Genomic DNA, 24,470 nt, shown 5'->3' on the forward strand with positions numbered 1-24,470 from the left:
AGTCCCCTCCCCCGCCCAGCGGGGGAGGGTTAGGGTGGGGGCATCACCCCACCCGCTCAGCTCCCGCCGGTGCCCTCGCGGCCCGGGCTGAAGGCGTTGCCACGGTCGTTCTCGCGGTAGGCGGTGGTCCAGCCCCAGGCGCCGGAGCCGTAACCGCGGCGCACCGTCCGCTCCTTGTAGATGTCGGCCAGAACGTCGCCGTCGCCGGCCATCAGCGCGCGGGTGGAACACATCTCCGCGCAAAGCGGCAGCTTGCCCTCGGCCAGCCGGTTGGCGCCGTATTTCTGATACTCCTCCAACGAGTTGTCCGGTTCCGGACCGCCGGCGCAGAAGGTGCATTTGTCCATCTTGCCGCGCCCGCCGAAGTTGGTCGCCTGCGGGTACTGCGGCGCGCCGAAGGGGCAGGCGTAGAAGCAGTAGCCGCAGCCGATGCACAGGTCCTTCGAGTGCAGCACCACCCCGTCCGCCGTCTGGTAGAAGCAGTCCACCGGGCAGACCGCCGCGCAGGGTGGGTCGTTGCAATGCATGCAGGCCATGGAGATCGACCGTTCGCCGGGCACGCCGTCCTTCAGCGTGATGACGCGGCGGCGGTTGATGCCCCAGGGGATGTCGTGCTCGTTCTTGCAGGCGGTGACGCAGGCGTTGCACTCGATGCAGCGTTCCGCGTCGCACAGGAATTTCATGCGGGCCATGGTCGTGTGTCCTCCTTGCGGCGCGTCAGGCCGGTTCGACGCGGCACAGCGTCACCTTGGTTTCCTGCATGAAGGTCATGGGGTCGTAGCCGTAGGTCGTCACCCCGTTGGCCGGTTCGCCCAGGACGATGGGATCGGTGCCCGGCGGGTAATTCTCCCGCAGGCTGTTGCCCTGCCAGTAGCCGGAGAAGTGGAAGGGCATGAAGACCGTGCCGGTGCCGATGCGTTCGGTCACCAGCGCGCGCATCCGCGCCTTGGAGCTGTCCTCCGGCCCGTAGACCCAGACCATGCCGCCGTCGCGGATGCCCAGGCGCTCGGCGTCCTTGGGGTTGATCTCCACGAACATCGTCTGTTGCAGCTCGGCCAGCCAGGGGTTGGAGCGGGTCTCCTCGCCGCCGCCCTCATACTCGACCAGCCGTCCGGAGGTCAGGATGAAGGGGAAGCGCTGGCGGATGTCGCTGTCCGCGATCTTGAACTGGAGCGAGCGGGCGAGCTGCGGCAGGCGGTAGTCGCGCCGGTCCTCGATCGCCGGGTACTCCTTCACCAGCTCCGGCCGCGGCGAGTAGATCGGCTCGCGGTGCAGCGGCACCGGGTCGGGCAGGTTCCAGGCGACGGCGCGGGCCTTGGCGTTGCCGTGCGGCGAGCATCCATGCTTCAGCGCGACGCGGATGATGCCCATGGACAGGTCGGTCTGCCAGCTCACCTCGTCCACCTTGTCGCCGCCGATGGCCTGGATGACGCGCATCTCCTCCGCCGTCAGGTCCTTGTCCCAGCCCAGCTTCTTCAACATCGCCATGGTGAATTCGGGATAGCCGTCCTCGATCTCCGACCCCTTGGAATAGGAGCCGTCGGCGAGCAGGCTGACGCCGTTGCGCTCCACCCCGAAGCGGGCGCGGAAGACGCCGCCGCCCTCCATCACATGCTTGGAGGTGTCGTAGAGCACGGCGCAGCCGGGGTGGCGAAGCTCCGGATGGCCCCAGCAGGGCCAGGGCAGGCCGTAATACTCGCCCTTCAGCGGGCCGCTGGTCGCCTGCATGGTGATCTTGTCGAAATCGGCCTGATGCTTCATGTGCATCTTCAGCCGCTCCGGCGACTGGCCGGTGTAGCCGGTGGACAGGCAGCCGCGGTTGATCTCGCGCAGGATGTCCTCGGGCACCGGGCGGGTCTCCTCCACCGTGATGTGCTTGAACATCTCGTCGGCGAAGCCGAACTTGCGAGCCAGCAGATAGATGATGGTGTAGTCGTCCTTGGACTCGAAGATCGGCTCCACGACCTTCTCGCCCCACTGCATCGACCGGTTGGAGCAGGTGCGCGAGCCGTCCGTCTCGAACTGGGTGCAGGCCGGCAGGATGTAGGTGCCGTTCCGGCGTTCCTTGAAGGCGGCGAAGGTGGTCGGGTGCGGGTCGGCGATGACCAGCAGGGACAGCTGCTCCAGCCCCTTCAGCATCTCCGGCATGCGGGTGACGGTGTTGCCGCCGTGCCCGAAGACGACCATCGCCTTCAGCGGCGACGGCTGCTGGATTTCCTCCGGCTTGTAGGTGACGCCGTCGAACCAGCGGGTGGTCGGGATGCCCTTGGCCTCCATCAGCTCCTTGGAGGCGAAGCGGGCCTTCATCCAGTCGTAGTCGACGTCCCAGACGCGGCAGAAATGCTTCCACGCCCCCTCGGCCAGCCCGTAGTAGGAGGGCAGCGTGGAGACGTCGAGGCCGAAGTCGGTGGCGCCCTGCACGTTGCAGTGGCCGCGGTAGATGTTGGCGCCGCCGCCGGCCACCCCGATGTTGCCGAGCGCCAGTTGCAGGATCGACAGGGCGCGGACGTTGGCGGTGCCGGTGGTCTTCTGGGTGATGCCCATGCACCAGATGACGGTGGACGGCCGGTTCTTCGCCAGCGCCTCCGCCACGCGGTAAAGCTGCTCGCCGGGCACGCCGCTGACCCGCTCCACCGTGGCGGGGTCCCACTTCTTCACCTCGGCGCGGATCTCGTCCATGCCGTAGACGCGCTGGCGGATGTATTCCTTGTCCTCCCAGCCGTTCTCGAAGATGTGCCAGAGGATGCCCCAGGTGACCGGGATGTCGGTGCCGGGGCGGATGCGCACATAGTCGGTGGCGTGGGCGGCGGTGCGGGTGAAGCGCGGGTCGATGACGATGAAGGGGGCGCGGTTGTGCTCCTTCCCACGCAGCATGTGGGGCAGCGAGACGGGGTGGGCCTCCGCCGGGTTGCCGCCGATGATCAGCAGCGCCTTGGAATTCTGGATGTCGTTGTAGCTGTTGGTCATCGCGCCGTAGCCCCAGGTGTTCGCCACCCCGGCGACCGTGGTGCTGTGGCAGATGCGCGCCTGATGATCGACGTTGTTGGTTCCCCAGAAGGCCGCCAGCTTGCGGAAGAGATAGGCGCCCTCGTTGGAGAATTTGGCGGAGCCCAGCCAGAAGGTGGCGTCCGGCCCGGACTGCTGGCGGATTTCCAGCAGCTTGTTGCCGATCTCCTCGATGGCCTGATCCCAGGAGATGCGCTGCCACTGGCCGTCCACCAGCTTCATCGGGTATTTCACCCGCCGCTCGCCCTTGGTCAGCTCGCGCACCGAGGCGCCCTTGGCGCAGTGCGCGCCCTGGCTGATCGGGCTCTCCCAGCCTGGTTCCTGGCCGGTCCAGACGCCGTTCTGCACCTCCGCGATCACCGTGCAGCCGACGGAGCAGTGGGTGCAGACGTTCTTGCGGGTGACGACCTCGACGTTGGGCAGGGTCGGCCCGGCCTCGGCCTTCCGGATCATCGCGGCGGGCAGCGCGCCCAGCGCCGCCATGCCCCCGGCGGCGAGGCCGGAGGTCTTCAGGAAGCCGCGGCGGTCGACGGTTTCTCCCAGCCCGGCGGTGCCCGCCGACAATCCGTTCAGGCGGCGGGACAGGGAGGCGCGGGTGGCGGCGGTTCCGGCGTTGCGCTTGACGAGCATGGGGCGGCCCTCTGGATCAAAGTCGCGGTCAGAGTCGGTTCAGCGCGTAGAAACGCTTCACGTGTTCGGTTTCGCGGTAGCGGGACTTCACCTGCTCCTGCCGCGATTCCATCGCTTCCGCCGGGGCGGCGCGCAGGGTGGCGGCCACGGCGGCGGCCCCAGCAGCCCCCAGTCCGAGGCCCTTCAGCAGACTGCGGCGTTCCAGCCCGGTTTTCTTCTGGCTGTCGTCACGGTGCATGGATTGTGCCCTCCCGCTGGTCGGCCCCGCGCGGCGCGCCCGGAGGGGCGGGCGCGATCATCGCGAAGGCGTTGGTCTCGATGTCCAGGAACAGCCGCCCGAAGGTGCCCAGGGGCCGGTAGAGATGCGCCGCCGACGCCTCCTCCAGATCCTGGAAGAAGCGGCCCGCCCAGGGAGCGAGGTGGCGCTCGAAGAAGCGCTTCTGGCGCGGCAGGTCCGGCTCGCCGTCCGCCGTGCCGACGGTCCCGGCGGCCAGCGCGCCCATGATCTCGGCGATGGCGGCGATGTGGTCCTCGGGCTCGCTGACGCCGGGAGCGCGCTCGATGCCCAGCGCCTGCATGTCCTCGCGCAGGCGGGCCAGCGGCCGGTCGATCAGGAAGCCGGTGCGGTAGTAGGAGGCGAAGGGAACCAGCTCGCCCCGCGTCACCCCGAGGAACAGCTCATGATACTCGCGCTCGGCCAGGTGTTCGCCGTCCGGGGCGCCGGCGAGCGTACGCGCACGTACGGCCAGATCGCTAATGGCCCGGCCCAGCGGCGAACCATCCCCGGTCAGAGCGCCGACCGTGGCCAGCAAGTCACGCGACGGCGGACGCGCCAAGAGATGGGCCAGCAGGCCGTACGCCTGCGCCCGCAGCCGATCCGCGTCGTCGATGATGGCCGTTTCCGCCATGCCCTTGCCCCGCTTCGCCTTTCCCGTGGCCGGTTAAGGTCCGGCTCATCAGGGACAACAGCGGGAATGCCCAAAGGTTGCGCAGTCCGGGCGGGGTGGTGGGGTTGCCTTCGCACCTCGGTGCTGCCCCCTCCCTAACCCTCCCCCGCTTTCGCAGGGGAGGGGACTGCCGCCACTTCGCGATCATCTCCCTCCCCTGCGCAGCGGGGGAGGGCCGGGGTGGGGGCAAGGCCCTCGCTTTCCTCAGACTTATCCATGTCAGCAACCACCACCTCTTCCGGCTTCTCCTCCTCCGGCGGCTTCTCGTCGGTGGCGATGCGGTCCAGCAGATCGGCGATGCGGTCGGTGTCGAGCAGCTTGCCGTAGCCGGGGGCGTTGCAGTCCCAGTCATACTCTGCGAAGCCGCGGAAGCCCGCGATCACCGGGTCGCTGGTCCAGGCCTTGCGCAGGGCCAGCCGTTTCAGCTCCTGCGGAACGTTGCTGGCCAGGAAGCCGGTGTAGTCGCTGTCCGCGCCCAGGCTCTCCACCGGTGGCAGGCTCTCCGGGTCGAAGGGTTCCGGCGGCGGAGCGGCGATGGCCTGCGGCTCCTCTGCCGCGTCCCGCTCCTCCGGCGCTTCGGGGGGCTCGACGGGCGCCGTGCGCGCCTCCTGCTTGCGCCGCGACCAGCGGGACAGGAAGCCTTCGGACCCGTCATCCAGGACGCGGTCATCCATGGCGCTGATCCTTTCCGGAGTGAGCAACCGGGGCACGGCGGGCCAACGCCTCCGGGTCGGCGCGGTCGCGCTGGCGCTTGTAGAAGGGCCGTTCGGTGTGGTGGCGCGCCACGAAATCGCGCATCCACGCCGCGAGGTCGGGCGGCAGCGGGATCGCTTCGATCAGATCGTCGCCCGCGTCGGAATGGGCATCGACCTCGCCGGGATCGACGGTGACGGCGAGCAGCCGCAGCCCCGGCTCCTCCGCGCAGCGGCGCAGGATGACGTAGAGCATCGGGTGGCCGCCCTTCAGATTCTCGACGTAATTCTCCGTCTCGCCGGGATGGAGCACGATCTCCGCGGCGCCCGCGTAATAGCCGGTGCGCTCGCCATCCTGCGCCAGCACGGCCCAGGGCGCGCGGTCGGGCAGCGCCGGCAGGGCGCCGGTGACGCGCCAGCGGGCGTCCACCCACGGGTTGTCGATGCGCTGGCGCTCCACCGTGATGCCGACGCCGCGCCGTTCGGCCTGTCCGGTCATGACCGCGTCCCCTCTGCCTTGCGGACCAGCCGCTGTTCCCAGACCCGCCGCACTGGCTCGAAGCCCGCGTCCATCCAGCGGTCGATCCAAGTCAGGAAATGCCGGGTGAAGCTCTCCAGCACCGCCATGGCGTCGGTGTCGCCGAAGCCCTCCTCGCGCAGCGCCGTGTGGTCGGGGTGGCGCCCCGGGTCGGGATCGTCCGGATCGCCCAGCACCTCCAGCTCCGCCCCGACCACGGCCCAGGCGGGAAGCCCGTCCTCGGCGCCGGGGCCGAGCGCGACGGTCACCCCGCCGGCCACCGCGCCGTTCAGCAGCAGGCGGCCCGCGCTGTCGAAGCGGATGCTCTGGTTCGGCGGCCCCAGCGCCTCCAGCGCGTCGGCCAGCGCGACCAGGGTGACGGCGGCGAGGCCGTCCCCCGCGTCCGGCCGGTCGGGCACCAGCACCACCGCCACGTCCAGCCGGTCGCGCCGGCCGCTGTGGACGAGCGTGCCGGGTGCCGCCCCCTCCGCGGCGAAGCGGCAGGCGGTGGCGAAGGGGCCGCCCGCCTCAGCGGGCCAGGGCTGGAAGATGGGCGGAAGGGTCGGGGCGTCGGTCGGGTCCATGCCCCTGATAACGCGCGAACGGGAGGGTTGGTGCCAACGCCTGTTGGTGAGAGGGACGGCCTTGCCACCCCTTCATCCAAAAGGAGTCCGCCGCCTTGCTCGCCGCCCTCATTTCCTCCGGTCTCGTCTCCTCCGGCCTTGTCGCCGGGCTTTTGATGACCGGCAACGTCATCGCCCAGGAAGTCAACAAGGAGTCGCTGTCCAACGACATCAAGGTGCAGCAAAGCCAGGAGCCGCCGCCCAACGAACAGGGCGTCCGCGCGCCCAAATCCAGCACCAGCGGCGAAACCCAGGGGGCGGAGCTTCAGCAGGCCCTGGCCGACGTCCGCCGGGCGCCGCCCGACCTCCAGGGCAACCCGGTGCCGCGCCCCAACCAATGGGCCAGCGAACCCGACATGGGACACGAGCCGACCCGCTCCGAGAACCCCTCCGACCTGAGCAGCCAGGAAGCCAAGTAGGACGAATCACCGACGTTCCGCACGGCGCATTCTTTTCCGCTTGATATGCTCTAATCGAGCATTTATGGTTTTGCTCATAGCGAGCATTAAAGGAATGCGCCATGCGCGATACCACCGGCCTTGCCTACACGCCCGACATCGCCGCGGCGACGCAGCCGATCTACGAGCGCATGAAGCGCGTGGTCCCCGCCGTGGAGTGGCCGTTCCACGCCCCGCTGGTCCATGAGATCAACCGCCTGAAGCGCGAGCGCAACGCGGTGATCCTCGCCCACAACTACCAGACGCCGGAGATCTTCCACGGCGTGGCCGACATCGTCGGCGACAGCCTGGCGCTCGCCGCCCGCGCGACCGAGACCGACGCCGACGTCATCGTGCTGGCCGGCGTGCATTTCATGGCGGAGACGGCGAAGCTGCTGAACCCGGCCAAGACGGTGCTGATCCCCGACACCGGGGCGGGCTGCTCGCTGGCCGAATCGATCACCGCCGCCGACGTGCGGCTGCTGCGCGAGCGCTATCCGGGCGTGCCGGTGGTCGCCTACGTCAACACCTCGGCCGACGTGAAGGCGGAGGTGGACATCTGCTGCACCTCCGGCAACGCGGTTGAGGTCGTGGAGTCGCTGGGCGCGCCGCGCGTCATCATGCTGCCCGACGAGTATCTGGCGAAATACGTCGCCACCCAGACCAGCGTCGAGATCATCGCCTGGAAGGGCCATTGCGAGGTGCACGAGCGCTTCACCGGCGACGAGATCCGCGAGTTCCGCGGGCGCTTCGACGAGCTGGTCGTCATCGCCCACCCGGAATGCCCGCCCGACGTTCTGGAGGCGGCGGATTTCGTCGGTTCCACCGCCCGCATGGTCGATTTCGTGACGGACCGCCGCCCGCCGCGGGTGCTGATGGTCACCGAATGCTCGATGAGCGACAACATCGCCGCCGCAGCACCGGAGACGGAGTTCGTGCGGCCCTGCAATCTGTGCCCGCACATGAAGAAGATCACCCTGGCGAACATCCTGGACAGCCTGCGCACGCTGGAACCGCAGGTGACCATCGCCCCGGAGGTGGCCGACCGCGCCCGCCGTTCGGTGGAACGGATGCTGGCGGTGAAGCCGCGCTGACCGCTTATTCCCTCTCCCCTCCGGGGAGAGGGTCAGGGTGAGGGGGTTGCGCTTTTGCCGGACGCACGGCCATGCACATCCCCCTCACCGGCCCTCCGGGCCACCCTCTCCCCAGAGGGGAGAGGGCTCGATTCTCCATCACGAGAACCCGCCCATGCCCACCCCTTACACGGTCCGCGATTCGGAGGTGGTCGTCATCGGCTCCGGCATGGCCGGGCTGACCGCCGCCCTGCATCTGGCGCCGCGCGCCGTCACGCTGCTGACCAAGACGCCGGACCTGCCGGGCGGCTCCAGCAACCACGCCCAGGGCGGCATCGCCGCCGCCATCGGTCCCGGCGACGGGCCGGAGGCGCACGCCGCCGACACGGTGGCTGCCGGCGCCGGTTTCGTGGACGCGGACCGCGCCCTGCTGCTGACCCGCGAGGGGGCGGAGCGGGTGCGGGCGCTGCTCCTCGCCGGGCTGACCTTCGACCGCGCCGCCGACGGCGCCCCCCTGCTGGGACGGGAAGCGGCGCACGGGGCGGCGCGCATCGTCCATGCCGGGGGCGACGCCACCGGGGCGACGCTGGTCGCGGCGCTGGCCGAGCGGGTGCGCGCCACCCCGTCGATCCGGGTGGAGAGCAACGCCTTCGCCGTCGATCTGGCGGTGCGCCACGGGCGGGTCTGCGGCGTGCTGGCCTGCCATCCTGAGGGCTGGGTGTTCCACCGCGCGCCGCGCGTGGTGCTGGCGACCGGCGGGGTCGGCGGGGCCTACGCCCGCACCACCAACCCGCCGGAGGCGACCGGCGACGGGCTGGCGCTGGCCGCGCGGGCCGGGGCGCTGCTCGCCGACGTGGAGTTCGTGCAGTTCCACCCCACGGCGCTCGCCGTGGACGCCGACCCCGCCCCCCTGTTGACCGAGGCGCTGCGCGGCGCCGGGGCGCTGCTGCTCGACCGGCGCGGGGTCCGTTTCATGGCGGCGGAACACCCGCTGGCCGAGCTGGCGCCGCGCGACGTGGTGGCCCGCGCCATCGGCGCCCGCGTCGCGGCGGGGGAGCCGGTGCTGCTGGACATGCGCCCGGCGCTGGCCGCCAAGCCGGACGGCTTTCCCACCGTGCTGGCGCTCTGCGCCGCCCACGGGCTGGACCCCTGGCGGGAACCGGTGCCGGTCGCCCCGGCGGCGCACTACCACATGGGTGGGGTGGTCACCGATCACGCCGGACGGACCAGCCTGGACGGGCTGTGGGCCTGCGGCGAGGTCGCCTGCACCGGGGTCCATGGCGCCAACCGGCTGGCCAGCAACTCCCTGCTGGAGGCGCTGGTGTTCGGCGCGCGCGTCGCCCGCGACGTGGCCGGGCGGGACCTCCCTCCCCTGCCGCCCTTCGCCCTGCCCGAAGCGCCTGCCGTCGCCGGGGAGGTCGGGGCCGGCCTGCTCGACGCCATCACCGACGAGTCCCGCCGCACGCTCTACCAGGGCGCCGGGCTGGTGCGCGACGGGGTAGGGCTGCTGGCCGCCCGGCGCAAGCTGGACCGGCTCGCCGTGGCGCTCGACGCGCTGTGCGACGGCGGCACGGCCGACCTTGCCGCCGTCCGCCGCTGGGGCGAGGCGCGCAACCGCCTCCTGGCCGGGCGCCTGATCGTCCACGCCGCCCTCGCCCGCAGCGAAAGCCGCGGGGCGCATTTCCGCACCGACTTCCCGCAGGAAGACCCGGCGGCGCAGCGCCACCGCTTCACCCTCACCGACCTGACCGGGGCCGCCGGCCCCCTGACCGGAGACGCCGCATGCTCCATCCTCTGACCTTTGAACCGATCGTCCGCGCCGCCCTGGCGGAGGACCTCGGGCGGGCCGGCGACATCACCACCGACAGCATCGTCCCGGCGGACGCCGTGGCGACGGCGCGGGTGGCCGCGCGCAGGGACGGGCGCGTCGCCGGGCTGGAGGTCGCCCTGTCCGCCTTCCGCATCCTCGACCCGGCGGCGGAGCTGCGGGTGGAGCACGGCGACGGCGCCGACGTGCCCCCCGGCGCCACCATCGCCACCGTGACGGCCCATGCCCGCGCCCTGCTGACGGCGGAGCGCACGGCGCTGAACCTGCTGGGCCGCCTGTCCGGCATCGCCACCGCCACCCGCGCGCTGGTGCGCGAGGTCGAGGGGACCCGCGCCCGCATCGTCTGCACCCGCAAGACCACCCCCGGCCTGCGCGTCCTGGAAAAGCACGCGGTGCGGCTGGGCGGCGGCTTCAACCACCGCTTCGGGCTCGACGACGCGGTTCTGGTCAAGGACAACCACATCGCCGTGGCCGGCGGCATCCGCCCGGCGGTGGAGCGCGTCCGCGCCGCCATCGGCCACATGGTGAAGGTGGAGGTCGAGGTCGACACGCTGGCCCAGCTGGAGGAGCTGCTGACCCTGCCGGTCGACGTCGTTCTGCTCGACAACATGGACCCGCCGACGCTGCGCCGCGCCGTCGCCATGGTCGACGGCCGCATGGTGACGGAGGCGTCGGGCAACGTCACCCTGTCCACCGTGCGGGCCATCGCGGAGGCGGGCGTGGACATGATCTCGGTCGGCTGGCTGACCCACAGCGCGCCGAACCTGGACGTCGGGCTGGACATGTAAGGGACTGAATGGGGAGGGGACGCGCTGTCCCCTCCTCCCGAAACGCCGTTCTCAGTGCCCCATGAAGTTCCGGTACTGCACGGTGTTGTCCTCGCTCAGCCGGACCGAGGGGGCGGCGTAGGTCTCGTCGGCGGTGCGGCCGAGCGTGCCTTCCAGGATCACGCTGGCGCCGATGGCGAGGACGACGGCGGTGGCCAGGGCCATTCCGAACGCTTTCATGAGGCTTCCCTCCTGCTGTGGACCGGAGCGGACGATAGGGCGGCCGGTTGGGTGGCGCCGATCCCGGAAATGCCGCGCGCGCCCTCCGCCACGGCGCCTTCGGCCTTGGCGATGCGGGTGTAGAGCGCCAGCGCCTGCGCCACCACCTGATCCATGTTGTAGTAGCGGTAGGTCGCCAGCCGTCCGACGAAGTGGACGTTCGGCGTGGCGTCGGCCAGCTCCTGGTACTTGCGGTAGAGGGCGGCGTTCTCCGCGCGGGGGATCGGGTAGTAGGGGTCACCCTCCGCCGACGGGTATTCGTAGGTCAGGCTGGTCCGCGGGTTGGTCTGGCCGGTCAGGTGCTTGTATTCGGTGATGCGGGTGTGCGGCACCTCCTCGCCGGGGAAGTTCACCACGGCGACGGGCTGGAACCATTCCTGATCCACCGTCTCGTGCCGGAAGGTCAGGGAACGGTAGGGCAGCTTGCCGAACCGGTACTCGAAATACTCGTCCACCGGGCCGGTGAAGATCAGGTTGCGGTAGCGCACGTCACGCACCACCTCGCGGAAGTCGACACCCAGCCGGATGGTGATGTTCGGGTGGTCGAGCATGTTCTCGAACATCCGCGTGAAGCCGTGCAGCGGCATGTTCTGGAAGCTGTCGCCGAAATAGCGGTCGTCGTCATTGGTCCGCGTCGGCACGCGCGCCGTGACCGCCTTGTCGAGGTCCGAGGGGTCGAGGCCCCATTGCTTGCGGGTGTAGCCGCGGAAGAACTTTTCGTACAGCTCCCGCCCGACCGCGCCGACCACCACGTCCTCCGAGGTGCGGACGTCGGCCACCGGTTCCGCGCGGCTTTTCAGGAACGCCGCCACGCCGGCCTCGTCGAGGTCCAAGCCATACAGTTTGTTGACTGTCGTCCGGTTGATCGGGATCGGGACGAGCTGCCCGTCCACATGGGCGAGCACCCGGTGCTCGTAGGGCCGCCACTGGGTGAAGCGGGACAGATAGTCCGCCACCGGCTGCGAATTGGTGTGGAAGATGTGCGGGCCGTAGCAATGGATCAGCACGCCCGCGTCGTCGTGATGGTCGTAGGCGTTGCCGCCGATGTGCGGGCGCCGGTCGATCAGCAGCACGCGCTTGTCCAGCCCCGCCGCCAGACGTTCCGCCAGCACGCTGCCGGCGAAACCCGCCCCGACGATCAGATAATCGAAAACCGCCGGCCCGTCCGTCCGCCCCACATAAGCCGGAGCGGCTCCATCGAAATCACGCATAAGGTCTGCCTTCCTCGTCCCGCCAAAAGGCGGACGAGCGGGGCAAGCCGTCCGGCGCCCCACCCGTCCGCACATCCTGCGAACGGTGGAAGTCGCCGGTGGTTCCGGAGGAAGACGGTCGAGAAGGAGGTACCGTTGCAGGGTACCTCCCGTGGCATCAGCCTCCGAAGACGGTGTTCAGCTGCGCGCCGACGCGGACGAAGGTGGTCCGCTTCGACACCTCCTTCAGCTTGGTGGCGCCGATGTAGGTCATCATGCTGCGCACGCCGCCCATGATCTCCTGCATCGTGCCGTCGATCGGCCCGCGGTAGGGAACCTCCACGGTCTTGCCCTCCGACGCGCGGTAGGAGGCGACGCCGCCCGCGTACTTGTGCATCGCCGTGTCGGACGACATGCCATAGAAGGTCATCGCCACCGGCACCTTGCGTCCGTCGCGCTCCTCGTAGCGGATGTCGCCCTCGCACTCGTCGTGGCCGGCCAGCATGCCGCCGAGCATCACGAAGTCCGCACCGGCGCCGTAGGCCTTGGAGATGTCGCCCGGCACCGTGCAGCCGCCGTCGCCGCAGACCTGCCCCTTCAGCCCGTGAGCGGCGTCGGCGCATTCGATGATGGCGGAAAGCTGCGGATAGCCGACGCCGGTCATCTTGCGGGTGGTGCAGACCGACCCCGGCCCGATGCCGACCTTGATGATGTCGGCCCCGGCGAGCACCAGCGCCTCGGTCATGTCGCCGGTCACCACGTTGCCGGCCATGATGACCATGTCCGGGTTCTCCTGGCGCAACCGGCTGATGACGCGCACGAAGCGTTCCGTGTAGCCGTTGGCGACGTCCAGGCAGAGCTTGCCCACCGGGGCCTTGGCCTTCACCGCCTGGAACTTGTCGTAGTCGGCTTCCGTCGTGCCCAGCGAGTAGAAGACGTTGGCCGTGTCCTCGTCGCGGAAGAAGGGGATCAGCGCGTCGGCCGGGTAGTGCTTGTGCAGCGCGGTCATCGCGCCGAAGCGTGACAGGGCGCGGGCGACGGCCATGGTGCCGACCACGTCCATGTTGGCCGCGATCAGCGGGAAGCCCGTCCATTCCAGCCCGCTGTGGACGAAGCGGAAGGTCCGCTCGATGTCCACGTCGTTGCGGCTTTCCAGGGTGCTGCGCTTCGGGCGGATCAGCACATCCTTGAAGTCCAGCTTCAGATCGTTCTCGATGATCACCGGCGGGTCGTCCTTATCCTGTAAATGCCTGCTTTCAGGCCCCCTCCCCAGCCCTCCCCCGCTTTGCGGGAGAGGGTGCCTTCCGCGAAGCGGCGGCAGTCCCCTCCACCTCGTAGAGGGGGAGGGTTAGGGAGGGGGCAACGTCAGCGCCGATGCGCCTTCGCAGAAATCGCTCACCCCTCGCCCAGCACCTCCAACAGCGACAGCGCCACAACCTCCGTCGCCTTGAACAGATCGGACAGCGGCAGGCGCTCGTCGGCGCGGTGGGCGTTGGCCTCCTCTATGGTGTGGGGGCCGGCGCCGAACAGGGCGATGGGCACGCCGGCGTCGGAGTAATGGCGCGCGTCGGTGTAGAGCGGCACGCCCTTGGTCTCCACCGGCTCGCCCATGACGCGGCTGGCGTGGGCGCAGAGAACGGCGGCCAGCCGGTCGGTGCCGGGCAGCGGAGTCAGCGGGCGCGCCAGCAGGATGCGGCGGACCTCGACGCGGGCCTTCGGGAAGGCCGTGGCCGCGTCGGCGATGAGCGCGCGCAACGTCTCCTCCACCGTCTCCGGCGCCTCCTCCGGGATCATGCGGCGGTCGAGGCGCAGGGTCACGCGGTCGGGGACGACGTTGGTGTTGATGCCGCCCTTGATGAGGCCGACCGTCAACTGCGGCGAGCCGATGCCCCCCACCGCCGACACGGTGCCGGCGTAACCCTTGCGGTGCTCGTAGAGCGCGCCGAGGATCGCCGTCGTCGCCTCCAGCGCGTCGATGCCGGTCATCGGCAGGGCGGCGTGGGCGGACTTGCCGGTGACCTCGACCTCCAGATGCAGGCAGCCGTTGTGCGCGGTGACGACGCCGTAGCTGAAGCCCGCGGCGATGGCGAAGTCCGGCTTGGTCAGCCCCTCGTCGAGCAGCCATTTCGGCCCGATCTCGCCGCCGGCCTCCTCGTCGTAGGTCAGGTGCAGCTCCACCGTGCCGCGGTCCAGCCCGGCCTTCTCAAGCGCCAGCAGCGCATAGGTGTAGGTGACGAAGTCGGACTTCGAGACGGCGACGCCGCGCCCGTACATCCAGCCGTCCACCACCTCTGCCCCGTAGGGGTCACGGGTCCAGCCCTCGCCCGGCGGCACCACGTCGCCGTGGGCGTTCAGCGCCACGGTCGGCCCGTCGCCGAAGCGGCGGCGCACGATCAGGTTGGTGGCGGAGATCATGCCGTTGGCCCGCACCAGCTCCGCCGGGACCGGGTGGCGCTCCACCGTCAGGCCCATGGCCTCCAGCAGCGCGGCGGCGCGCGCGGCGTGGGGGGCGCAGTCGCCGGCCGGGTTGTCGGAAGGCACCTTGACCAGTTCGGCCAGGAAGCGGACCTGCGCGTCGCGGGTCTGCTCCAAAAACGCGCGGATGGCCTGTTGGGCGGTGTCGGTCATGCTGTCGGGGTCTCGTGCTCGAAGTGGCGGATGATGTCCAGGAGGATCCGCACCGACAGGTCGGCGTCCTCCGCGGTGATGGATTCGGCGGGGTTGTGGCTGATGCCGCCCGCACAGCGGACGAACAGCATTCCCATCGGCAGCACGCCGGCGAAGGCCATGGCGTCGTGCCCGGCGCCGCTGGGCAGCGCCAGGGGACGGACACCGGCGCGGGTCACCGCCGCCTCGATCTGCCGCCGGATGCCGGGGGAGCAGGGAGCGGCGGCGGCGTCATGGGTGGTCTCCACCGACAGCTCGACGCCGCGGCGGGCGGCGATGCCCTCGAAGTCGGCGAGGATGGCCGCGCAGGCGTCCCGCCGCACGCCGTCCTCCGGCGCGCGGACGTCGAGGGTGAAGACGACCTCGCCGGGGATGACGTTGACGGCGCCCGGCTTCGCCTCGATCCGCCCCACCGTCGCCACCAATCCGGCTTCGGGGGCCCCGGCGTCCGAGGCCGCGGCCACCCGCTCCGCCGCCAGGGTCATCTCGGCGGCGGCGGCCAGCGCGTCGCGGCGCAGCGCCATGGGCACCGTGCCGGCGTGGCCGGCCATGCCGCGCAGCCGGACGGCGAAGCGCGTGGCGCCGTTGATGGCCGTGACGATGCCGACCGGCAACCCTTCCGCCTCCAGCACCGGCCCCTGCTCGATGTGGACCTCCAGGAAGGCCAGCGCCTCCCCCGGCTTGCGGGCCGCCGTGGCGATGGCCTCGGGGTCGCCGCCGAAGGCGCGCAGCGCGTCGGCCATGCGCACGCCGTCGCGGTCGCGCGTCTCCAGCGCCGCCCGGTCGAAGCGGCCGGCCACGGCGCGGCTGCCGGTCAGGGTCACGGGGAAGCGCACCCCCTCCTCGTCGCCGAAACCCAGCACCTCGATGGCGAAGGGCAGGCGCTCGCCGCGCCGGTCCAGCTCCGCCACCGCGGCGACGGCGGCGAGCACGCCCAGATTCCCGTCATACCGGCCGGCGTTGCGCACCGTGTCGATGTGGGAGCCGATCAGCAGGGCCGGCGCGCCCGGCACGGTCCCCTCGTAGCGGCCGACCACCGTGCCCGCCGGGTCGAGCCGGGCGTTCATCCCGGCCTTGCCCATCAGCTCCATCAGCCAATCCGCGGCGGCGCGGTGCTGGGTCGTCAGGAACAGGCGGGTCAGCAGCCCCGGCTCCTCCGTGAAGCCGGCGAAGGCGTCGAGCCGCGCCATCAGGTCCGCGCCGAAGCCGGTCATGACTGGATGTCCTTGGGAAGCAGGTCCTTCAGGCGCAGCCAAGTGATGCGCTCGACCTGGGCCAGCGCCGTGGCGAACTCCTCCTCCGGGCCGTTGGACAGGCGGGTCTCGAACGCTTCCAGGATGTCGGCGCGGCTGCGGCCCTTGACCGCCAGGATGAAGGGGAAGCCGAAGCGCGCCTTGTAGGCGTCGTTCAGTTCGGTGAAGCGGGCGAACTCCTCGGGCGTGCAGCGGTCCAGCCCGGCGCTGGCCTGCTCCGCCGTGCTGTCGGCGGTCAGCTCGCCGCGCAGCGCCAGCCGGCCCGCCAGATCGGGGTGGGCGTTCAGCAGCGCCAGCTTCCGGTCATGGTCGGCGGCGCGCAGGACGGCGACCATCGCGGCGTGCAGCCCGTCCGCGTCGTCCGGCGCATTTCCGGCATCCCAGGCGCCTTCGGCGACCCAGGGCGAATGTTCGAACACGCCGCCGAATCGGGCGACGAAACTTGCACGGTCCATCTCGCTCGGTCGCATCCCGGCCTTCCCTGATCGGTCCCCTGCCCCGCAGCATAACCGCAATCGCCGAGGTCCGCTTTTTCGATCCGTTTGAAAGTCTTTTTGCGCAAGCCCCGTTCGGACCGCGCGGCGGTGCGGCATGGGGTGCGGTATAAGGTCACTTCGCGGCATTCCACGGCGAGGAGAGAGACCCATGTCCGGAAGCGGGCGCCTGACCACCCATGTTCTCGACACGACGCACGGACGGCCCGGCGCCGGGATCGCCGTCACCCTCTACCGCATCGACGGGGAGCGGCGGGAGCGGCTGACGCAGACCCGCACCAACGCCGACGGGCGCTGCGACGCGCCGCTCCTCGCCGGGGCCGACCTGACGCCGGGCGTCTATGAGCTGGTGTTCGAGGCCGGCGCCTATTTCCGCGCCTCCGGCCTGGAGATCGTGGAACCCGCCTTCCTCGACGTGGTGCCGATCCGCTTCGGCGTCGCCAACGCGGACCAGCATTACCATGTGCCGCTGCTCGTCTCCCCCTACAGCTACTCGACCTACCGGGGAAGCTGATCGGTCCAGGCGGCGAGCAGGCGGCGTTCCTCCGGCGTGATCCCGGTGACGTTGCCGGGGGGCATCGCGTCGGACAGCGCCGCCCAGACGCGGATCTGGGGCGCGTGGCGGCCGATCGCCTCGGCGCTGTCCAGCATGACGCCGCGCGGCGCCACGCCGATCCCCTCCCACACCGGCTGCACCGCGTGGCACATGGAGCAGCGGGACAGCACCACCTCCTCCACCTGCGCGAATTCCACCCTGGCCGGTGCTGCGGCGCTCTCGGTCCGCGTGCCGGCGGCGCTCAGGCCCACGATGACGGCGACGCCCGCGGCGGCCACCGCCCAGGTCCACCAGGGCGTCGGCTTGCCGGCGTGCCGGCTGTTGAAGAAGTGGCGGATCACCGCCCCCACCACCAGCACCACCGCCACGATCACCCAGCTGTAGCGCGTGCCGAAGGCCAGCGGGTAGTGGTTGGAGATCATCAGGAAGACGACCGGCAGCGTCAGGTAGTTGTTGTGCAGCGAGCGCTGCTTGGCCTGCTTGCCCAGCGCCGGGTCGGGCACTTGGCCGGCCTTCATGGCGGCCACCGCCTTGGTCTGGTTGGGGATGATGATGCGGAAGACGTTGGCCGACATCATCGTGCCGATCAGCGCGCCCACATGCAGCATCGCCGCCCGCCCGCTGAAAACATGGCTGAGTCCCCAGGCGACCAGCACCAGGAAGACGAAGCCCGCCGCCGCCAGCTTCACGTCGTCCTTGCCCAACGGCGACTTGCACAGCCGGTCATAGACGTGCCAGCCCAGCCCAAGGGCGCCCAGGCTGAGCAGCACCCCGCCCCACCAGGGAATGTCCAGCACCGCCGGGTCGATCATGTAGAGTGCGGCGCCGTGGTAGTAGAGCACCGACAGCAGCGCAAAGCCGCTGAGCCAGGTGGCGTAGGCTTCCCATTTGAACCAGGTCAGCTTCTCCGGCAGCTCCGGCGGGGCGACCGTGTATTTCATCATGTTGTAGAAGCCGCCGCCGTGGACCTGCCACGCCTCCCCCGCCACGCCAGGGGGCAGGCCGTCGCGCCGCCGCAGGGACAGGTCGAGGTGGATGAAATAGAAGCTCGACCCGATCCAGGCGATGGCCGTGATGACGTGCAGCCAGCGCACCAGAACGTTGACCCACTCCCAGACGATCGGCTCCATGCGTCGCGGCCTCTTCCGTTCGGTGATCCTCACCCTGAACTCTACGGTTGCCGCAGCGCAGCGGGGAAGCGGATGCGTGCGCCAGCACTTTCAAAAAAAACGGAAAGGTGGGAGGATTCCCCATTGTGTGGGGAAAGGGCCGGGCGTGGCGCTGCTGGAGAACATGCGGGTGTTCGTGCGGGTGGTGGAGTTGGGCAGCCTGTCCGCCGCCGGACGCAGCCTGCGCCTGTCGCCCGCCGTGGTCAGCCACCGGCTGCAAAGCCTGGAGGAGCATCTGAACGCCCGCCTGCTCAACCGGACCACCCGGCAGGTTCAGTTCACCGAGGCCGGCAAGGTCTTCTTCGAGCATTGCCTGGAGGTGCTGGAGGCGGCCGAGCGGGCGGAGAGCAGCGTCGGCGCCATCGGCGGGGCGCCGGTGGGCAGCCTGCGGGTGACGGCGCCGCTGGGCTTCGGGCGGCGCATCCTGGCTCCGATGGTGCCGCGCTTCCACGCCGCCTACCCCCAGGTGGACCTGCGATTGCGTCTGTCCGACCATCTGCTCGACCTGCTGCGCGAGGCGACGGACGTCGCCATCCGCATGGCGCCGCTGAAGGATTCCAGCTTCGTCGCGCGCAAGATCGCCGACCTGCCCCGCGTGCTTTGCGCCGCGCCGTCCTATCTGGAGCGGCGGGGCGTGCCGGCCCGGCCCGAGGATCTGCTGTCCCACCATTGCCTGCTGCTGCGCTTTCCCGGATCGCAGCAGTTCCAGTGGACGCTGACCACGCCGCAAGGCCCGATGACCCTGCCGGTGTCCGGCCAGTTCGACGCCGACGACGGCGACGTGCTGACCGGCTGGGCGCTGGCCGGGGAGGGCATCGTGCTGAAGCCGCTGTGGGAGGTCGCCAACCATCTGCGCCGCGGGGAGCTGCGGGTCGTCCTGCCGCACTGCCCGCCGGAGCCGGTGACGCTCGCCGTGCTCTACCCCCACCGCAACCTGCTGCCCGCGAAGATCCGCGTCTTCATCGACTTCTTCGCGGAGCAGGCCCGCGCCGCCCTGGCGGATTTGGAAATGACCGGAGCGGAACCGAATGCCGCGCCCTGACCGTTCCCGCATTTCCCCCGCTTTTCCAACGGCGTGCTATGATGCCGCCTCGCCGCGCGGCGGGGTTCGCCGCAGGGAAGGACGAGAATGACCGCACAGCCGCCCGCCAAGCCGTTTCCGCCGAAACCCGCCAAACCCATCCGCAAGAAGACCCGCCGCGCCACCGAGCGGCTGACCATGACGGACGTGGCCAACGCCGCCGGCGTGTCGCCCAGCACCGTCTCGCTCTATCTGCGCAAGCCGGAGGCGGTGTCGGAGGAGCTGGCGACCCGTGTGCGGACGGTGATCGACCAGCTCGGCTACGTGCCTAACCTCGTGGCGGGCAGCCTCGCCGCGGCGAAGAGCCGGACGGTGGGGGTGATCCTGCCCTCCATCACCAACTCCTTCTTCGCAGAAACCTACAACACGCTGCAAAGCGCCTTCCAGACCGCCCATTACCAGACACTGCTCGGCGTCAGCGAGTTTGATCCGGAGCGGGAGGAGGAGCTGATCCGCGCCTTCCTCGCCTGGTCGCCCGCCGCGGTGGTGGTCACCGGCCTGCACCACACCGAGCGGACGCGCGCCATGCTGCGCTCCTCCGGCGTGCCGGTGGTGGAGATGTGGGACATCCCCTCCGCCCAGACCCCGGCGGTGGACATGACGGTCGGCTTCTCCCATTTCGAGGTCGGGCGCCGGCAGGCCAGCCACCTCTACGACCAGGGCAGCCGCAAGGTCGCCTACATCGGCGCCGCCGTGCATCAGGACATGCGCGTGCGCAGCCGCACCGACGGCTATGAGGACGAGGTGCGCCGCCGCGGCCTGCACGAGCCGATCGCCTTCACCGCCCCCGACACCGCCTCGACCCCCGTCGGCATCTGGCTGATCGACGAGGTGTTCGCTCTGCATCCGGACATCGACGGGGTGGTCTGCTCCAACGACGCCATGGCGCTGGGCGTGCTGTTCGAGGCGAACCGGCGCGGGCTGAGCGTGCCCGACGATCTGGCGGTGATCGGCTTCGGCGACCTGACTTTCAGCGCCGCCTGCCTGCCGCCACTGTCCACCGTCCGCCCGCCGCAGCGCGAGATCGGGGAACTGGCCGCCGGCCAGATCCTGGCCCGGCTGAACGGCACCACGGTGGCCCAGCCGCACCACGGGCTGGATTGCGAGCTGGTCGTCCGCGACAGCACCCGTCCCGACGCCGATGCGGGCGTGGAACGGCAAAAGGCGGGGTGAGTCCTGGTCTGAAGGACAGGGCCGACGATTGTCCCTTGTCCATGGTTCGTTCCCCTGCTTCCTTCCGCTCCATCGTGATCAGCACACCGGAACAGGGCTATGGATGGAGCCGCGGTGATTCGCGCCACCCTGCCGACGCTGCCGGACACGCCCGGCGTCTATCGGATGATCGGGGCGGACGGTCGCATCCTGTATGTCGGCAAGGCGAAGAACTTGAAACGCCGGGTGGCCAGCTACACCCGGACGGACGGGCTGCCCAACCGCACCCGCCGCATGGTGACGCTGACCCGCTCCATGGAGTTCGTCACCACCCACACCGAGGCGGAGGCCCTCCTGCTGGAGGCGAACCTGATCCGCCGCCTGCTGCCGCCCTTCAACGTGCTGGTGAAGGATGACCGCTCCTTCTCCTACATCGCTCTGGGCGAGGGGCACGAATTTCCGCGCCTGATGCACCATCGCGGCAGCGCCGACCGGCATGGGAAGAAGCGCGACCTGTTCGGCCCCTACGCCTCCCCTGCCCTGGTCGGCATGACCATCGGGGCGTTGCAGCGCGCCTTCCTGCTGCGCAACTGCGACGACGCCACCTTCACCGCGCGCACGCGGCCCTGCCTCCAGCACCAGATCAAGCGCTGCTCCGCCCCCTGCGTCGGCCGCGTCTCGGCGGAGGAGTACGCCGCGCAGATGCAGGGCGTGCGCGACGTGCTGACCGGGCGCAGCGCCGCCGTCCAGGCGGAGTTCGCCCGCCACATGATGGACTGCTCCGACCGGCTGGCCTACGAGGACGCCGCCCGCTGGCGCGACCGCATCCGCGCCCTGACCGCCCTGCAGAGCCGCCAGGACATCAATCTGGAAGGCGTGCTGGAGGACGCCGACGTGCTGGCGGTCCACGCCGAGGGCGGAACCGCCTGCGTCCAGGCCTTCTTCTTCCGCGGCGGGCGCAACCAGGGCACCCGCGCCTTCTTCCCTCGGCACGATGGCGACGAGGAGCCGGCCGCGATCCTCGCCGCCTTCGCCGCACAGCTCTACGAAGGGACGCCGCCACCCCGCCACCTGCTGCTCAGCCACGCCATCCCGGAGCGCACCCTGCTGGCCGAGGCGCTGACCCTGGCCGCCGGACGGCGGGTGGAGGTGGAGTTTCCCCAGCGCGGCCCCAAGCGCCGCGTCGTCGAGCACGCGCTGACCAACGCGCGCGAGGCGCACGGGCGGCGCATGGCCGAACGCTCCGCCCAGGGCAAGCTGCTGGCCGGGGTGGCCCGCGTCTTCGGTCTTCCGAAAACACCGGCCCGTATCGAAATCTACGACAACTCGCACATCCAGGGGGCCTTCCCGGTCGGCGCCATGGTGGTCGCCGGGCCGGAGGGCATCCAGCGCAACGCGGGGCGCCGCTTCCACATCAAGGACCCCGTGGCGGCCGGCGACGATTACGCCATGCTGCGCGAAGTGCTGACCCGCCGCTTCGGGCGCGCCCTGCGCGAGGACCCGCAGCGCAGCGGTGGCCAATGGCCCGATCTGGTGCTGATCGACGGCGGCCTCGGCCAGCTGAACACCGCCCGCGCGGTCCTGGACGGGCTGGGCATCGCGGGTGTGCCGCTGGCCGCCATCGCCAAGGGCCCGGACCGCGACGCCGGGCGCGAGCGCTTCTTCCTGCCGGACCGCGAGCCCTTCCAGCTGGAGCCCAACGACCTGGTGCTCTACTTCCTGCAACGGCTGCGCGACGAGGCCCACCGGACGGCCATCGACGCCCACCGCACCCGCCGCCTGAAGGCGATGGACCACACCCGCATCGACGGCATCCCCGGCGTCGGCCCGTCCCGCAAGAAGGCCCTGCTTCACCATTTCGGCAGTTCCACCGCGGTGGCCTCGGCCGGGCTGAAGGATCTGGAGGCCACCCCCGGCATCAGCGCGGCGCTGGCCCGGCGGGTGTTCGAGCATTTTCATGGGTAGGGCAACCGCGGCCGAATTATTCCAGAGACACCGATGCAGCCGCCGCTCACCAGTCCTGCGTTTGCGCGGATTTTGGTTAGTGCTTCCTTAACCCGACGGGATCATGGTCCGCGCACCGCAAACAGAGCATGCACGCAGGGCGCCTGACCATGGGCCAGAAGACCATCAAGTTCTCCGATAAGAACGGCTACCGCGACGTCGAACTCGACAGCCTGCCGCGCAACGTGCGCGCCGCCGTCACCGACATGGCCGCCAAGAACCCCGTCGCCAGCATCATCGTCGACCAGACGGGCATGCTGTACCGAATTCACCTGACCGAACCGGCGAACGTCTATCTGGACGTGCTCTCGGTCGCCTGAACCGCGGCACTCCATAGGTTCAGGAACAACGGCGGCGCACCCGGTGCGCCGCCGTTTCCATTTCAGCGTGCCGTTATGAGTATGCCGTCACGAGCGTTCCGTCACTCCGGCAGGACGGACACCGTGCGGTCCAGGGCATCGCGCGGAACCGTCGAGCCGAAACCGGACAGGATCGCGCGGGCGTGCCCCGGTGCCAGACCGGTCATCCGGGCCAGATCGCCGGCGTCCAGCCCCTGCTGTTCGGCGGCGTGGCGGATACGGGTGATGGCGTCGCGTTTCTCCGAGCGGTCCATGGCGCTGCTCCGTTTTCGGACGTGATGGGTCATGCGGTGCTCCTGTGCCGGCGGGCAGGGAGAGGCGGGTTTGCGGCTCCTCAGTGCGGGCGGCCTTCCAGGCGGCGCAGCGCGCGGTCGAGCGTGCTCACGGGCATCATGAAAACGGTGCCGCCCAGAACCGCCCGGACGTCCTCGATGTCCAGGCCGGTGGCGGCGGCCACGCCACGCTCGTCCAGGCCGCGGTCTTCGGCAATCACGGCGATCCAGCCCGCCAGCGTGCGGGCCTGGGCCATCCGGGCCGGGTCCGTCAACGGGTGACGGCGCGCCGATAGGCTGCGGCCTCGGGGGTCCGCAAGGTTGGTTGGGGTTAGCATGGGCTCCTCCCAAAGAGCATTGGCCTAATCATATGGCCTTCTTTTTCGGGCTATGGTGCGCTTCCTCCGTCCTGCGCACAATCCATCCATCGGCGTAATGCCCTTCGCCCGATGCCCCCTGGCAAAAGGTTCTGCGACGAAAAGTCCCAACTCGGCGCCGCCACGTTCAGGCCCCCATCCAGCGCCGCGTCGGCCCGGTGTCCACATGGACGAAGTTCCGCTTGGCGTAGCAGCCCGCCCCGCCGTCGCCGAAGGACAGGGCGCAACGGTAGAGGTCCACCGCGCGCCGCCCCTGCAGGCGCAGATCGACCGCCCGCCCTTGCAGATGCAGGCTGCCCGTCGCCGCCCCCTTGACGCGGCGGTTGGTTTCCTGGGAACGGAAAGCCGACAGCACTTCGAACGGATGCTGGCTGTCCAGCTTCTCCTGCATCTCCGACAGACGGTTCAGCAGGGCGAGATCGATGCGGTGGCAATCGTCGCTGCGATGATCGCGCAGCACCCAGTCGATGCGGGCCATTGCCTCCGCGACCGGACGCCCCTCCGCCCAATAGACGCCGTCGAAGCCCTCCCCCGTCAGGCAGTTGTAGATCCGCAGCGTGCGCTCCGGCGCCGGTTCCCACGCCGCGGCGCTGCGGCTGTTGCAGACGCCGACCGCCACGGCGGCCCCCAGCCCGAAGATGCCGCGGCGCGTCAGCGCGGACGCGGCGGGCTGATCCATCGGGGATTTATGGGGAGATGTTTGAAGGTGCGGTGTCGGATAGCGGCGCGACGGAACGTTCAGAGACGACAAAAAAGACGACGACAAAAACGACATGGAACCACCGGTGCGTTGCGTTACCGAAGCCGAGAACAGGGAAAACCGGAAAATGTCGGCACGCCCTGATGACGGCGGGGCCGACGGCGGGGGATGCGCGTCGGTGAGCCGGGCGTGCCGCGGGGACGGGAGAAGCCTTCAGCCAGTGCTCGGGCTCTCCCGTGTCGAGTCCCCTGTCCGGCGGCGGGTAACCCGGACAACGGCCCGACCGTTCCGCCGCGGCGGGTAGCATACGGTAGTTTACGCCCCGTTCGGCGGGGGTGGCTCCCGCCGCCTTCGGTCCGGCGCCCCCAGCCTTTGGATGACCGCCCTATCCCAACGA

Annotated in this window: 26 protein-coding genes; 9 read left to right on the forward strand and 17 right to left on the reverse strand. The window is 70.3% G+C overall.

Annotated features, from left to right (window positions below):
• Positions 1–56: 56 nt before the first annotated feature.
• The 7 genes from fdh3B to ACWPN7_RS00890 form a co-directional block, all read right to left on the reverse strand.
• On the reverse strand, positions 57–692 hold the full coding sequence (gene fdh3B, locus ACWPN7_RS00860; RefSeq protein ID WP_040133893.1) for a formate dehydrogenase FDH3 subunit beta: 636 nt from the start codon (positions 690–692) through the stop codon (positions 57–59).
• Positions 693–717: 25 nt separating this feature from the next.
• Complete coding sequence (locus tag ACWPN7_RS00865; RefSeq protein ID WP_456522826.1) at positions 718–3,636, reverse strand: formate dehydrogenase subunit alpha; 2,919 nt, start codon at positions 3,634–3,636, stop codon at positions 718–720.
• 28 nt (positions 3,637–3,664) lie between these two features.
• A complete protein-coding gene (locus ACWPN7_RS00870) occupies positions 3,665–3,874 on the reverse strand; it encodes a twin-arginine translocation signal domain-containing protein (protein WP_014198021.1) in 210 nt (69 codons plus the stop codon).
• Positions 3,864–4,544: a TorD/DmsD family molecular chaperone gene (locus tag ACWPN7_RS00875; protein ID WP_459197625.1), complete on the reverse strand. Its 681-nt coding sequence runs from the start codon at positions 4,542–4,544 to the stop codon at positions 3,864–3,866. The genes ACWPN7_RS00870 and ACWPN7_RS00875 overlap by 11 nt, the downstream gene beginning before the upstream one ends.
• Before the next feature lie 134 nt (positions 4,545–4,678).
• On the reverse strand, positions 4,679–5,257 hold the full coding sequence (locus ACWPN7_RS00880; protein ID WP_459197626.1) for a DUF3306 domain-containing protein: 579 nt from the start codon (positions 5,255–5,257) through the stop codon (positions 4,679–4,681).
• Positions 5,250–5,774 carry a DUF3305 domain-containing protein gene (locus tag ACWPN7_RS00885; protein WP_200777066.1) on the reverse strand — a complete coding sequence of 175 codons (525 nt, stop codon included), beginning with the start codon at positions 5,772–5,774 and terminating at the stop codon, positions 5,250–5,252. Before ACWPN7_RS00885 ends, ACWPN7_RS00880 begins: the two co-directional genes overlap by 8 nt.
• Positions 5,771–6,376, reverse strand: a complete 606-nt coding sequence (locus ACWPN7_RS00890) for a biotin/lipoate--protein ligase family protein (RefSeq protein ID WP_459197627.1) — start codon at positions 6,374–6,376, stop codon at positions 5,771–5,773. The genes ACWPN7_RS00885 and ACWPN7_RS00890 overlap by 4 nt, the downstream gene beginning before the upstream one ends.
• A 95-nt stretch (positions 6,377–6,471) precedes the next feature.
• Here ACWPN7_RS00890 and ACWPN7_RS00895 point away from each other — a divergent pair, with 95 nt between their 5' ends.
• The 4 genes from ACWPN7_RS00895 (at position 6,472) to nadC (ending at position 10,541) form a co-directional block, all read left to right on the forward strand.
• Positions 6,472–6,834, forward strand: a complete 363-nt coding sequence (locus tag ACWPN7_RS00895) for a hypothetical protein (protein ID WP_200777064.1) — start codon at positions 6,472–6,474, stop codon at positions 6,832–6,834.
• A 101-nt stretch (positions 6,835–6,935) separates the two neighbouring features.
• Entirely contained in the window at positions 6,936–7,946 is a 1,011-nt protein-coding gene (gene nadA, locus ACWPN7_RS00900) for a quinolinate synthase NadA (protein ID WP_103040710.1), read from the forward strand.
• 154 nt (positions 7,947–8,100) lie between these two features.
• On the forward strand, positions 8,101–9,723 hold the full coding sequence (locus ACWPN7_RS00905; RefSeq protein ID WP_459197628.1) for an L-aspartate oxidase: 1,623 nt from the start codon (positions 8,101–8,103) through the stop codon (positions 9,721–9,723).
• Entirely contained in the window at positions 9,708–10,541 is an 834-nt protein-coding gene (nadC, locus tag ACWPN7_RS00910; RefSeq protein ID WP_459197629.1) for a carboxylating nicotinate-nucleotide diphosphorylase, read from the forward strand. Before ACWPN7_RS00905 ends, nadC begins: the two co-directional genes overlap by 16 nt.
• A gap of 51 nt (positions 10,542–10,592) precedes the next feature.
• On the opposite strand, the gene ACWPN7_RS00915 is transcribed toward nadC, so the two are convergent.
• The 6 genes from ACWPN7_RS00915 to uraD all read right to left on the reverse strand — a co-directional run bounded on the left by ACWPN7_RS00915 (position 10,593) and on the right by uraD (position 16,364).
• Positions 10,593–10,760, reverse strand: a complete 168-nt coding sequence (locus ACWPN7_RS00915) for a hypothetical protein (protein WP_174451769.1) — start codon at positions 10,758–10,760, stop codon at positions 10,593–10,595.
• Positions 10,757–12,010 (reverse strand): UDP-galactopyranose mutase, encoded by a 1,254-nt coding sequence (gene glf, locus ACWPN7_RS00920; RefSeq protein ID WP_459197630.1) that lies wholly within the window; start codon positions 12,008–12,010, stop codon positions 10,757–10,759. Before glf ends, ACWPN7_RS00915 begins: the two co-directional genes overlap by 4 nt.
• Before the next feature lie 157 nt (positions 12,011–12,167).
• Complete coding sequence (locus ACWPN7_RS00925; RefSeq protein WP_103041448.1) at positions 12,168–13,211, reverse strand: GMP reductase; 1,044 nt, start codon at positions 13,209–13,211, stop codon at positions 12,168–12,170.
• Between the two features lie 173 nt (positions 13,212–13,384).
• Positions 13,385–14,617 (reverse strand): M20/M25/M40 family metallo-hydrolase, encoded by a 1,233-nt coding sequence (locus tag ACWPN7_RS00930; protein ID WP_459197631.1) that lies wholly within the window; start codon positions 14,615–14,617, stop codon positions 13,385–13,387.
• Positions 14,614–15,870: an allantoate amidohydrolase gene (locus ACWPN7_RS00935; RefSeq protein ID WP_459197632.1), complete on the reverse strand. Its 1,257-nt coding sequence runs from the start codon at positions 15,868–15,870 to the stop codon at positions 14,614–14,616. Before ACWPN7_RS00935 ends, ACWPN7_RS00930 begins: the two co-directional genes overlap by 4 nt.
• Complete coding sequence (gene uraD, locus ACWPN7_RS00940) at positions 15,867–16,364, reverse strand: 2-oxo-4-hydroxy-4-carboxy-5-ureidoimidazoline decarboxylase (protein WP_040133904.1); 498 nt, start codon at positions 16,362–16,364, stop codon at positions 15,867–15,869. The genes ACWPN7_RS00935 and uraD overlap by 4 nt, the downstream gene beginning before the upstream one ends.
• 190 nt (positions 16,365–16,554) lie before the next feature.
• On the opposite strand from uraD, the gene uraH reads away from it, so the two are divergent.
• Positions 16,555–16,917 (forward strand): hydroxyisourate hydrolase, encoded by a 363-nt coding sequence (gene uraH, locus ACWPN7_RS00945; protein ID WP_114857922.1) that lies wholly within the window; start codon positions 16,555–16,557, stop codon positions 16,915–16,917.
• Here uraH and ACWPN7_RS00950 read toward each other — a convergent pair.
• Complete coding sequence (locus tag ACWPN7_RS00950) at positions 16,902–18,089, reverse strand: urate hydroxylase PuuD (protein WP_459197633.1); 1,188 nt, start codon at positions 18,087–18,089, stop codon at positions 16,902–16,904. The two genes, uraH and ACWPN7_RS00950, sit on opposite strands and share 16 nt — an antisense overlap.
• A gap of 127 nt (positions 18,090–18,216) precedes the next feature.
• Between ACWPN7_RS00950 and ACWPN7_RS00955 the strand changes: the two genes are divergently transcribed.
• The 4 genes from ACWPN7_RS00955 to ACWPN7_RS00970 all read left to right on the forward strand — a co-directional run bounded on the left by ACWPN7_RS00955 (position 18,217) and on the right by ACWPN7_RS00970 (position 22,685).
• Positions 18,217–19,170, forward strand: coding sequence for a LysR family transcriptional regulator (locus ACWPN7_RS00955; RefSeq protein WP_459197634.1), 954 nt, complete (start codon positions 18,217–18,219; stop codon positions 19,168–19,170).
• A gap of 87 nt (positions 19,171–19,257) precedes the next feature.
• Entirely contained in the window at positions 19,258–20,382 is a 1,125-nt protein-coding gene (locus ACWPN7_RS00960; protein WP_051140547.1) for a LacI family DNA-binding transcriptional regulator, read from the forward strand.
• A gap of 99 nt (positions 20,383–20,481) precedes the next feature.
• Positions 20,482–22,326: an excinuclease ABC subunit UvrC gene (gene uvrC, locus ACWPN7_RS00965; protein ID WP_459197635.1), complete on the forward strand. Its 1,845-nt coding sequence runs from the start codon at positions 20,482–20,484 to the stop codon at positions 22,324–22,326.
• Between the two features lie 128 nt (positions 22,327–22,454).
• Positions 22,455–22,685, forward strand: coding sequence for a hypothetical protein (locus ACWPN7_RS00970; RefSeq protein WP_236778257.1), 231 nt, complete (start codon positions 22,455–22,457; stop codon positions 22,683–22,685).
• Positions 22,686–22,786: 101 nt separating this feature from the next.
• Here ACWPN7_RS00970 and ACWPN7_RS00975 read toward each other — a convergent pair whose 3' ends face one another.
• From ACWPN7_RS00975 to ACWPN7_RS00985, 3 genes are all read right to left on the reverse strand, one after another.
• On the reverse strand, positions 22,787–23,011 hold the full coding sequence (locus ACWPN7_RS00975) for a hypothetical protein (protein ID WP_035677842.1): 225 nt from the start codon (positions 23,009–23,011) through the stop codon (positions 22,787–22,789).
• A 47-nt stretch (positions 23,012–23,058) separates the two neighbouring features.
• On the reverse strand, positions 23,059–23,334 hold the full coding sequence (locus tag ACWPN7_RS00980) for a hypothetical protein (protein ID WP_459197636.1): 276 nt from the start codon (positions 23,332–23,334) through the stop codon (positions 23,059–23,061).
• A gap of 166 nt (positions 23,335–23,500) precedes the next feature.
• Positions 23,501–24,052: a YcbK family protein gene (locus ACWPN7_RS00985; protein WP_459197637.1), complete on the reverse strand. Its 552-nt coding sequence runs from the start codon at positions 24,050–24,052 to the stop codon at positions 23,501–23,503.
• Between the last annotated feature and the right edge of the window lie 418 nt (positions 24,053–24,470).

This window comes from Azospirillum sp. UENF 312511 (assembly GCF_058780635.1).